Source organism: Streptomyces luteolus (assembly GCF_029968015.1).
Classification (GTDB): Bacteria; Actinomycetota; Actinomycetes; order Streptomycetales; family Streptomycetaceae; genus Streptomyces; species Streptomyces luteolus.
Genome location: NZ_JASCIS010000071.1, coordinates 16731 through 27004, shown reverse-complemented (window position 1 = coordinate 27004; position 10274 = coordinate 16731). Strand labels below are relative to the sequence as shown.

Here is a 10274-nt window from a genome sequence, read left to right as displayed (position 1 = left end):
CCCCCCCCCGCCCCCCCACACCCCCCCCCCCGGGGGGGGGGGGGCGCCCCCCCGCGGGCCCGCCTCTCATCGGTACGGAGCCGAGGCTGCCCCTGCCCATTACGTATGACTTACATGCGGCATAATTGCGAGCCGTTCGCAACAACAGCCGATCTTGAACAGGAGTGTGGCCATGACGGCCCGATCGATACGCACCGCGGGCGGCGCGCTGGTGGCGGTCACCGCGCTGGCACTGGCCGCCTCCGCCTGCTCCGCGCCGAGCGACGGCACGAAGGGGAGCGGCGCGGCGGACTCCGCCGTCGTGGGTATCGCCTACGAGCCCGACAGCCTCAGCCCGCTCCTCGGCTACGGCAAGGACGGCAACTCCAAGATCTTCGACGGGCTGCTCACCCACGACGCGAACATGGACCTCAAGCCCGCCCTGGCCGCCGAGCTGCCCGAGGTCTCCGAGGACGGCAAGACCTACACGTACCAGCTCCGCAAGGGCGTGAAGTTCTCCGACGGCAAGCCGTTCACCGCGAAGGACGTCGTCTTCACGTACGAGACCATCCTCGACAAGAAGACCAACAACGCCTCCAAGACCGAGCTGGACGCCCTGAAGTCCGTCGAGGCGAAGGGCGAGGACCAGGTGGTCTTCCACCTCAAGTACCCCTACGCCCCGTTCCGCGAGCGGACCGTGCTGCCGATCGCGCCCGAGCACGTGGCCGGCGAGCAGGACGTGAACAGCGGCCCGTTCACCACCAAGCCCATCGGCACCGGACCGTACGAGCTGGTCAAGTGGTCCAAGGGCGAGAAGCTCACCTTCAAGGCCAACCCCGACTACTGGGGCGGCGAGCCGAAGGTCAAGAACTTCACCATGGCGATCATCAAGGACGACGACGTCCGCGCCACCCGGCTGCGCTCCGGCGACCTCGACGGCGCGATCCTGCCGCCCAACCTGGCCAAGGGCTTCAAGGAGGACAGCGACAAGAAGACGTACACCGCCAAGAGCTTCGACTACCGCGTCGTGACCCTGCCGACCCACAACAAGGTCACCGGCGACACCGACGTCCGCCGCGCCCTCGACGTCGCAGTGGACCGCAAGGCGATGGTCGACTCCATCCTGTACGGCGAGGGCAAGGAGGCCTACGGGCCCGTGCCCACCGACAGCGAGTGGTTCACCAAGGGCACCGAGCGCACCCACGACCTGAAGAAGGCCGAGCAGATCCTCGACGACGCCGGCTGGAAGAAGGGCAAGGACGGGATCCGGGAGAAGGACGGCGTCCGCGCCTCCTTCCCGCTCTGGTACCTCTCCGGCGACAAGCTCCGCCAGGACCACGCCCTCGCCTACGCCTCCGACGCCAAGAAGGCCGGCATCGAGGTCAAGGTGCAGGCCGGTACCTGGGAGGTCATCGAGCCGAAGATGAAGACCGAAGCGGTCCTCGCGGGCGGCGGCTCCCCGGCCGACCCCGACTTCGACCAGTACACGCTCCTGGCGTCGAAGCTCGCCGGTGACGGCTTCAACAACATGGCCTGGTACGACAACCCCGCCGTGGACAAGGCCCTCGAAGACGGCCGCAAGACCGACGACAAGGGCAAGCGCAAGGCCGCGTACGACACCATCCAGCGCGAGCTGGTGAAGAACCCGGGCTACACCTTCCTCACGCACATCGACCACCTGTACGTCGTGGACAAGCGCTTCGGCGACCTCACCACCCAGGTCGAGCCGCACGACCACGGCCTGGCCTCCGGCCCCTGGTGGAACGTCGAGAACTGGCAGCCGAAGAAGTGAACTCCCGTACGGCCAAGCTCCCTTGGGGGCCGATGGCGCGCATGACGGCACGGCGGGCCCTGTTCGCCGTGCCCGTCCTGCTCGCCGTGACGTTCGGCGTCTTCGCCGTCGCCGAGGCCTCGCCCTTCGACCCCGTCAAGGCGTACGCGGGCACCGCCGGGCTCACCGCCTCGCAGGAGAACCTCGACCAGCTGCGCGCCAACCTCGGCGTGGACCAGCCCCTCGTCACCCGCTGGTGGGAGTGGCTGACCCACGCCGTCAGTGGGGACCTCGGCGACTCCGCGGTGCTCCGCCAGCCCGTCGCGCAAGTCATCGGGGAGCGGCTCGGCTGGTCCGTGCTGCTCGCCTCGGTGGCGTTCGCCGTGGCCGTGCTGCTCGGCACCGCACTCGGTGTGCTCGCCGCACGGCGTCAGGGCGGCTGGTTCGACCGGGGGATCACCTCCCTCGCGTACACCCTGGAAGCGGCCCCGCCGTTCTGGCTCGGGCTGCTCGCCATGTGGCTCTTCGCGCTCAAGCTGGGCGTCCTGCCCGCGGGCGGACTCACCGACACCGGGTCGAGCGTCGTCAGCTTCGACCAGGTCGCCCGCCATCTCGTGCTACCCGCCGCCGTCCTGGCGGTCTCGCAGCTGCCCTGGTTCGTGCTCTACGTACGCCAGGGCGTGGCCGACGCCCTGGAGGAGGACCCGGTGCGCGGCGCACGCGCGCGTGGTCTCGCCGCGCGAACCGTGCTCCTCGGGCACGCCCTGCGCTCCGGGCTGCTTCCCGTGCTCACCCTGATCGGCTCCCGCGTACCCGAACTCATCACGGGCGCGCTGCTCGTGGAGACCGTGTTCAGCTGGCCCGGCATCGCCGCCGCCACCGTGCAGGCCGCCACCTCCGTGGACTTCCCGCTGCTCGCCGCGCTCACCGTGCTCGCCACGATCGCGGTGCTGCTCGGCAACCTGCTCTCCGACCTCCTGTACGGACTCGCCGACCCGAGGGTGGGATTCGATGGCTGAGACCACCAAGACGGCTGACTCCGCCAAGACCGCGCCGGTCGCCTGGCGGCGCGCAGGCGTCGAACGCCGCTCCACGCGCGCGTGGCGGGTGCGCGGCTCCGCCGTGATCGTCGCGCTCGTCGTCCTCGCCGTCCTGCTCGTGCCGCCGCTCGTGCAGCTCGACGAACAGGCCGTCGACCTCGCCGCCAAGCTGCAACCGCCGTCCCTCGCACACCCCTTCGGCACTGACGACGTGGGCCGCGACCTGCTCCTGCGCTGTGTGTACGGGCTGCGCGTCTCCCTGCTCGTCGGAGTGGTGGCGGCGGTCGTGGCGACCGTCATCGGTACGGCCGTGGGCGCCGCGGCCGCGGCTTCGGGCGGCTGGTTCGACCGGGTCGTGATGCGCCTCGTCGACCTGTTCTCGTCCGTGCCGCACCTGCTGCTCGGCATCTTCATCGTGGCCATGTTCAGCCCCGGCGTCTGGCCCGTCGTGATCTCCGTGGCGCTCACCCACTGGCTGTCCACGGCCCGCATCGTCCGCTCCGAGGTGCTCTCGCTGCGCTCCCGGCCGTACGTCGACGCCGCGATCTCCGGCGGCGCGTCCCGGTGGCGGGTCGCCGTGCGCCATCTGCTGCCGGGCGTCCTGCCGCAGGCCGGGCTCGCCGCGGTCCTGATGGTGCCGCACGCCATCTGGCACGAGTCCGCGCTGTCCTTCCTCGGCCTCGGCCTCCCCACGCACCAGGCCAGCCTCGGCACCCTCGTGCAGGCGGCCCGCGGCTCGCTGCTCGCCGGCGACTGGTGGCCGACGCTGTTCCCCGGCCTCTTCATCATCGTCCCCACCCTGGCCATCGCCGGGCTCGCGGGCGCCTGGCGGGAGCGGCTCAACCCGCGCCGCCGATCGGAGCTGATGCTGTGAGCACCCCCACGACCACCTCGGGACCGGTTCTCTCCGTCCAGGGCCTCTCCGTACGCTTCCGGATGCGCGGCGACACCTTCGTACGGGCCGTCAGCGACGCGCACTTCGAGCTCGCCCCGGGGGAGTGCCTGGCCCTCGTCGGGGAGAGCGGCTGCGGCAAGTCCGTGCTCGCCTCCGCGCTGCTCGGCCTGCTCCCCGGCAACGCCGAGACCGCGGGCAGCGCCCTGCTCGACGGCATCGACCTGCTGCGCGCCGACGAGCAGACCCTCGCCCGCACGGTGCGCGGACGGCGCATCGGTCTCGTCCCGCAGTCGCCCGCCGCGCACCTCACTCCCGTACGTACGGTCCGCTCCCAACTGGAGGAGACCGTAAGGGAGTTGACCGTCACCCCGAGGCCGGACATCCGCAAGGCGGCGGTGGCGGCCGCCGAGCGCGCCGCGTTCCCCGCCGACCACCTCGACCGGTACCCGCACGAACTCTCCGGCGGTCTCGCCCAGCGCGCCGCCACCGCACTCGCCCTCATCGGCGACGCCCCGCTGCTGCTCGCCGACGAGCCGACGACCGGGCTCGACCGGGACCTGGTGGAGCGCACCGTCGACGAGCTGAAGCGCCACACGGGCGACACCCGGGCGCTGCTGATGATCACCCACGACCTGGCGGCCGCCGAGCGCATCGCCGACCGGATCGCCGTCATGTACGCGGGCCGCATCGTCGAACAGGCCGACGCCCGCGCCTTCTTCGGCGAGCCCGGCCCCCGCCACCCGTACGCGCGCGGCCTGCTGAACGCCCTGCCCGAGCGGGAGTTCACACCCATCCCCGGCCTGCCGCCCGAGCTGGCCGACCTGCCCGACGGATGCGCCTTCGCTCCCCGCTGCACCTCCGCCACCGACGCCTGCGAGGTGCTGCCGCCGCTCGACTCCGGTGTCGCCTGCCACCACGCCCTGGAGGCCCAGCGTGCTTGAACTCCAGGACGTCACCGCCGGATACGAGCGCCGCGCGCCCGTCTTCCGCGCAGTCTCCCTGTCCGTCGCCCCCGGTGAGGCGGTCGGGCTGCTCGGCCCCAGCGGCTGCGGCAAGTCCACGCTCGCCCGGGTCGCCGCCCTCCTGCACCGGCCCGACTCCGGCCGTGTCATCATCGACGGCACCCCGGCCGGCGGCTGGCGGCACCGCGCCCCGCGCGCCCAGCGCACCGCGTTCGGCGTGGTCTTCCAGCAGCCCCGGCTCTCCGCCGACCCGCGCCTGCGCCTCGCCGACCTGGTCGCCGAACCGCTGCGGGCCAACGGACGCTCCGCCGAAGTCACGGAAACCGTAAGGAAGTTGACGGCTCGCGTCGGCCTCGGCGCCGAGCTGCTCGGCCGCCGCCCTCACGAGGTCAGCGACGGCCAGCTGCAACGCGCCTGCCTGGCCCGCGCGTTGGTGCTCGGCCCCCGCTGGCTGGTGTGCGACGAGATGACGGCGATGCTGGACGCGTCCACGACCGCCGCGCTGGTGGCCGTCGTCGAGGAGTACCGCGCGGAGAGCGGCGCGGGCCTGCTAGCCGTGGGCCACGACCGCGTACTCCTGGAGCGGTGGTGCGACCGCACCGTGCAGTGGGGCGGCCTGGGGGCCTCCCTCACCAAGTGAACCGTGGGCGTCAAGCACGCCAACTCCCTTGCAAGGGGCTGCCCTTCGAGCCCGGGCGGGACGCATACTCCCTGACGGCCGCCGTTGTCGTCGCCGTCAGGGAGACCTCCATGAATCACCGCATACGCCTCACGCGCCGCACCGCCGTCACCGCTCTCGCCGCGACGGCGGCCACCGTCGCCCTGCCCGCACAGCGCGCGGCCGCCCACACCGAACACCCGCTGCGCCGCGCCCACGCGCACAACGAGTACCTGCACACCCGGCCCCTGCATGACGCGCTCGCCCACCGCTTCACCAGCGTCGAGGCCGACATCTTCCTCGTCGACGGCCGGCTGCTCGTCGCCCACGAACCGAGCCAACTCGACCCGACGCGCACCCTGGAGTCCCTCTACCTGGACCCGCTCCTCGACCGTGTCCGCGCCCACCACGGCTCCGTGTACCCGGGCCACCGCCGCCCCGTGCAACTCCTCGTCGACCTCAAGAACGAGGGCGTGGCCACATACCTCGAACTCCACCGCAGGCTGCGCCCGTACCGCCGCATGCTCACCACGTACGACCACGGGCGGGTCCGGCGCGGAGCGGTGACCGTGGTGATCTCGGGGGACCGGGCGGCGCGTGAGCCGATGGCCGAGCAGCGCGTCCGGTACGCGTTCTACGACGGGCGGCTGTCCGATCTCGGTGGCCCGGCAGACGCCTCGTTCATGCCGCTCGTCAGCGACAACTGGGGTGCCAACTTCCGCTGGCAGGGCGTCGGTCCGATGCCTGCCCCGGAGCGGGCCGAGCTGCACCGGATCGTCGGCACGGCCCATGCGCGCGGGCAGCGGGTCCGCTTCTGGGCCACTCCGGACCAGCCGGGTGAGGCGCGCGGCGCGGTCTGGTCCGAGCTGATCGCCGCCGACGTGGATCACCTCAACACGGACGACCTGGCGGCTCTGGAGGCGTACTTGGACGCGTACGACCGCTGAGGCGGATGCCCTCCAGGGCACCGTCACGCGCAGTCAGTACACGTTCGGGGGACATGTCACTCGCCTGGACGGCCGCCCCCCTCCGCCACACTGGCCGCCGTGAGCCACGGAGTTGACGTGGCGGAGGAGGTTTCCCCGATGGCCATTTCGGTTTCCGTAGTCCTGCTGCTGATCATCCTCACGGTGGTGTTCCTGCGGAACGGCGCCCTGAAGCTCTCGCACGCGATCGTCTGCGTGCTGCTCGGCTTCTATCTCGCGAGCACGAGCATGGCGCCGACCATCCAGAACGGCCTGTCGGCCACGGCGCAGATCGTCAGCGACCTCAAGCCGTGACGTGACGCGGGGCGGGGTGCCGGGGCGGGGGCAGGGTCGGGGCCGTGGCCGGGGCGTACGATCCCGGCCGATCGTTGCGTGATGGCGCGAGGGCTGTAACAGGCACTGCGTGTGCAGGATGGCGGCATGACTACCGAGCATCCCGTCGAGCGAGGCGGTTCCGGGCGCGACCGGTTCGCCGCCTTCTCCGAACGGGCATCAAACGTCACCAGCTCGCCGCTGTTCTACGTCCTGTGCGTACTCATGGTCCTCGGCATGGTCGTCGTGCATTTCGTGCACGTGCCACTGCCCTGGCTGATCTTCGCCGGTGATGTCATGACGGCCACCAACCTGCTGTTGCTCACCCTGCTCAAGAACACGGAACGGCGTGACGCGCACGCCGTCCAGCGCAAATTGGACGCCATCGCGGCGGCCCTGCTGGAACAGAGGGAGGGCACGGAGCACACAGCGGCTGACGAACTGCGAGACGCCATCCGCATGGAGGAGGAACAGTGATCGCACGGAAGGACGACCCCGGCAGTCGATTCAACCCACCCCGCCGAGTGGTCGCCGCCCCCTGATCTTTCAGGTGACCGATCGGCCTGCTGCGCGGGTGAACGCGGAGACGGTCTGAATGATGGCGGCGGCCAGGCGCGTTCCGGGCGCCGGGCGCCGGGTGCGGGTCAGGGAAGGTTGCCATGCACATTCTGCTTGTCTCGAGCGCGTTCAACAGCCTCACTCAGCGCGTTTACGCCGAGTTGCGGGACAGCGGCCATCACGTAGCGGTGGAACTGGCCGCCAGCGATGACGCGTTGCGGCATGCCGTGGAACGACACAGTCCCCAACTCGTCGTCGCCCCCATGCTGAAGAGCGCCATCCCCGAAGATGTGTGGGCGGCGTACACCTGCCTCATCGTCCACCCTGGCCCGGTGGGTGACCGTGGTCCGTCCTCGCTCGATTGGGCGATCCACGAGGGCGCGGACCGCTGGGGCGTGACCGTCCTGGAGGCCAACGGGGAGATGGACGCCGGTGATGTGTGGGCGGCGGTCGGCTGTCCGGTGCCGCCGGTGGGAAAGAGCGACCTGTACCGCAACGAGGTGTCCGATGCCGCACTGGCCGCGATCTCGCTTGCCATCGAGCGGTTCGCCTCGGGCACCTACGCGCCCCAGCCCCAGCCCCAGCCGCAGCCGCAGCCGCAGCCGCAGCCGCAGCCGCAGCGACCGGGACCACCGGGGACCGAGCAGGAGAGCGTGGCCCACGTGCGCCCCTACTTCCGGCAGGAACTGCGGCGCATCCGCTGGGAGTCGGACAGCACGGACACCGTGGTACGCAAACTGCGCGCCGCCGACTCGTTCCCCGGCGTGCTCGACGATCTGCTCGGCGAAGCGTGGTACCTGCACGGGGGCCACGCGGAGCGCGAGTTCACCGGGCGTCCGGGGCAGCTCCTCGCCACCCGGGCCGGGGCGATCTGCCGCGCCACCGTCGACGGCGCCGTATGGATCCCCGAACTGCGGCGCCGACGCGGGCCCGGCGAACCGGCGCAGGTGAAACTGCCCGCGGTGACGGCGCTGGCCGGGCGGCTGCCCGCACTCCCCGCACTCCCCGAACGTCCCGTCGCACCGGACGCGGAGGGCGCCGGCCGGACCTGGACCGACATCCGCTACCACGAGGACGGGGCGGTCGGCTTCCTGTCGTTCTCCTTCCCCGGCGGCGCCATGAGCACCGCGCACTGCCGACGTCTGCTCGACGCCTACCGGGCCGCGTGCGCGAGGCCCACCTCCGTCCTGGTCATCGGCGGCAGCCGGGGCTTCTTCTCCAACGGAATCCACCTCAACGTGATCGAGGCCGCCGACGATCCGGGCGCGGAGTCCTGGGCGAACATCAACGCCATCGACGACCTGGTGGAGGCGGTCCTGACGACCACCGACCGGCTGGTGGTGTCCGCCCTCGGCGGCAACGCCGCAGCGGGCGGGGCGATGTTGGCCCTGGCCGCCGACGAGGTGTGGTGCCGCAAGGGCGTGGTGCTGAATCCGCACTACCGACTGATGGGGTTGTACGGGTCCGAGTACTGGACCTATACGCTGCCGCGCCGCGTGGGAGCCGAGGCCGCCGACCGGCTCACCCGGGACGCGCTGCCGGTGAGTGCCTCGGCGGGCCTCGGCCTGGGACTGGTGGACCACTTGGTCGAGTGCGGCCCGCAGGACTTCGCCGGCGAGGTCACCCGATTGGCCCTCCGGCTCGCCGGGTCTCCCCAGGCGCAGGCACGCATCGCGGCCAAGAAGCCGCAACGCGAACGCGATGAGTCCGTCAGGCCGCTCTCCGCGTACCGGGATGAGGAGTTGTCCCACATGCTGCGCACGTTCTCGGATCCGGATGCCGCGTACCACGCCTTGCGGCGGTCGTTCGTCCGCAAGGAGCGCGCGGTCCGTACGCCGGACCACCTCGCGGCCGATGGCGTCGCGCGGTGACGGGTGGCCTGTTATCAAGAATGAATAGGGCCGATACGCGCCCTTTCGTTGGAAACCTCCCCTAGGAGGCATCCCTCATGGATGCAGCAACGCCCACCGCAGTCGATGCGGCGGAGGCCCAAGGTGCGGCCGCGGACGAGGAATCTCCCACGATTCACATTCTCTGGATCAACGCGGGTCTGAGCTGCGACGGGGACTCGGTGGCCCTGACCGCGGCGATGCAGCCGAGCATCGAGGAGATCGTGCTCGGCGCGCTTCCCGGTCTGCCGAAGATCGCCGTCCACTGGCCGTTGATCGACTTCGAATGCGGTCCGGTGGGCGGGGCGGACACGTTCATCGAGTGGTTCTTCAAGGGGGAGCGGGGCGAGATCGACCCGTTCGTACTCGTCGTGGAGGGGTCCGTCCCCAATGAGGGGATCAAGCAGGACGGGTACTGGTGCGGGTTCGGCGACGATCCGGAGACGGGGCAGCCGATCACCACCAGTGAGTGGATCGACCGGCTCGCGCCGAAGGCCCTGGCCGTCGTCGCCATCGGGACCTGCGCGACGTACGGCGGCATCCACGCCATGTCAGGCAACCCGACCGGTGCCATGGGGGTGCCGGACTACCTGGGCTGGGACTGGAAGTCGCAGGCCGGCATTCCGATCGTGTGCGTACCGGGATGCCCCATCCAGCCGGACAACTTCTCCGAGACCCTGACGTACCTGCTCTATCAGGCCGCCGGGTCCGCGCCGATGATCCCGCTGGACGACAAGCTCCGTCCGACGTGGCTGTTCGGCGCGACGGTGCACGAGGGTTGCGACCGGGGCGGCTACTACGAGCAGGGCGAGTTCGCCGAGACGTACGACTCGCCCAAGTGCCTGGTGAAGCTGGGCTGTTGGGGACCAGTCGTCAAGTGCAACGTCCCCAAGCGCGGCTGGATGAACGGGATCGGCGGCTGTCCGAACGTCGGCGGGATCTGTATCGCCTGCACCATGCCCGGTTTCCCCGACAAGTTCATGCCGTTCATGGACGAGCCGCCCGGCGGCAAGGTGTCCAGCACGGCCGTCGGCGCGTACGGCTCCGTGATCCGCAAGCTCCGGTCGATCACGACCAGGACGGTGGACAAGGAACCGAAGTGGCGGCACACCGGGGACAAGCTGACGACCGGCTACCGGCCACCGTGGTGACCCCGATCTCCCGCAAGAGGGCCTCCCGCAAGACGGCCTCCCGCAACAGGACTTCCCGTACGCAGACTTGACG

General features: G+C 70.9%; 10 protein-coding genes. All 10 read left to right on the top strand.

Annotation, left to right across the window (positions count from 1 at the left end; all coding sequences use genetic code 11):
* Positions 1-172 precede the first annotated feature (172 nt).
* The 10 genes from QIT00_RS36895 (at position 173) to QIT00_RS36850 (ending at position 10201) form a co-directional block, all read left to right on the top strand.
* On the top strand, positions 173-1771 hold the full coding sequence (locus QIT00_RS36895) for an ABC transporter substrate-binding protein (protein ID WP_282539877.1): 1599 nt from the start codon (positions 173-175) through the stop codon (positions 1769-1771).
* A gap of 32 nt (positions 1772-1803) precedes the next feature.
* Positions 1804-2769 carry an ABC transporter permease gene (locus QIT00_RS36890; protein ID WP_282539876.1) on the top strand — a complete coding sequence of 322 codons (966 nt, stop codon included), beginning with the start codon at positions 1804-1806 and terminating at the stop codon, positions 2767-2769.
* Positions 2762-3664, top strand: coding sequence for an ABC transporter permease (locus QIT00_RS36885; protein WP_282539875.1), 903 nt, complete (start codon positions 2762-2764; stop codon positions 3662-3664). Before QIT00_RS36890 ends, QIT00_RS36885 begins: the two co-directional genes overlap by 8 nt.
* Before the next feature lie 62 nt (positions 3665-3726).
* The gene (locus QIT00_RS36880; protein ID WP_282539879.1) at positions 3727-4626 is read left to right on the top strand and encodes an ABC transporter ATP-binding protein; all 900 of its coding nucleotides are present in this window, start codon (positions 3727-3729) and stop codon (positions 4624-4626) included.
* Positions 4619-5287, top strand: coding sequence for an ABC transporter ATP-binding protein (locus tag QIT00_RS36875; RefSeq protein WP_282539874.1), 669 nt, complete (start codon positions 4619-4621; stop codon positions 5285-5287). Before QIT00_RS36880 ends, QIT00_RS36875 begins: the two co-directional genes overlap by 8 nt.
* Positions 5288-5397: 110 nt before the next feature.
* Positions 5398-6252, top strand: a complete 855-nt coding sequence (locus tag QIT00_RS36870; RefSeq protein WP_282539873.1) for a phosphatidylinositol-specific phospholipase C/glycerophosphodiester phosphodiesterase family protein — start codon at positions 5398-5400, stop codon at positions 6250-6252.
* Between the two features lie 138 nt (positions 6253-6390).
* Positions 6391-6585 carry a hypothetical protein gene (locus QIT00_RS36865; protein ID WP_282539872.1) on the top strand — a complete coding sequence of 65 codons (195 nt, stop codon included), beginning with the start codon at positions 6391-6393 and terminating at the stop codon, positions 6583-6585.
* A 126-nt stretch (positions 6586-6711) separates the two neighbouring features.
* On the top strand, positions 6712-7080 hold the full coding sequence (locus QIT00_RS36860) for a hypothetical protein (protein ID WP_282539871.1): 369 nt from the start codon (positions 6712-6714) through the stop codon (positions 7078-7080).
* Between the two features lie 182 nt (positions 7081-7262).
* Positions 7263-9032 (top strand): hydrogenase maturation protein, encoded by a 1770-nt coding sequence (locus QIT00_RS36855; protein WP_282539870.1) that lies wholly within the window; start codon positions 7263-7265, stop codon positions 9030-9032.
* A gap of 77 nt (positions 9033-9109) precedes the next feature.
* Positions 9110-10201, top strand: a complete 1092-nt coding sequence (locus tag QIT00_RS36850; protein ID WP_282539869.1) for an NADH-quinone oxidoreductase subunit B family protein — start codon at positions 9110-9112, stop codon at positions 10199-10201.
* Positions 10202-10274 lie beyond the last annotated feature (73 nt).

Excerpts from the sequence above, each read along its gene's own strand:
- QIT00_RS36895 (WP_282539877.1), top strand. The coding sequence starts at position 173 with ATGACGGCCCGATCGATACGCACCGCGGGCGGCGCGCTGGTGGCGGTC.
- QIT00_RS36890 (WP_282539876.1), top strand. The coding sequence starts at position 1,804 with ATGGCGCGCATGACGGCACGGCGGGCCCTGTTCGCCGTGCCCGTCCTG.
- QIT00_RS36885 (WP_282539875.1), top strand. The coding sequence starts at position 2,762 with ATGGCTGAGACCACCAAGACGGCTGACTCCGCCAAGACCGCGCCGGTC.
- QIT00_RS36880 (WP_282539879.1), top strand. The coding sequence starts at position 3,727 with ATGCGCGGCGACACCTTCGTACGGGCCGTCAGCGACGCGCACTTCGAG.
- QIT00_RS36870 (WP_282539873.1), top strand. The coding sequence starts at position 5,398 with ATGAATCACCGCATACGCCTCACGCGCCGCACCGCCGTCACCGCTCTC.
- QIT00_RS36865 (WP_282539872.1), top strand. The coding sequence starts at position 6,391 with ATGGCCATTTCGGTTTCCGTAGTCCTGCTGCTGATCATCCTCACGGTG.
- QIT00_RS36860 (WP_282539871.1), top strand. The coding sequence starts at position 6,712 with ATGACTACCGAGCATCCCGTCGAGCGAGGCGGTTCCGGGCGCGACCGG.
- QIT00_RS36855 (WP_282539870.1), top strand. The coding sequence starts at position 7,263 with ATGCACATTCTGCTTGTCTCGAGCGCGTTCAACAGCCTCACTCAGCGC.
- QIT00_RS36850 (WP_282539869.1), top strand. The coding sequence starts at position 9,110 with ATGGATGCAGCAACGCCCACCGCAGTCGATGCGGCGGAGGCCCAAGGT.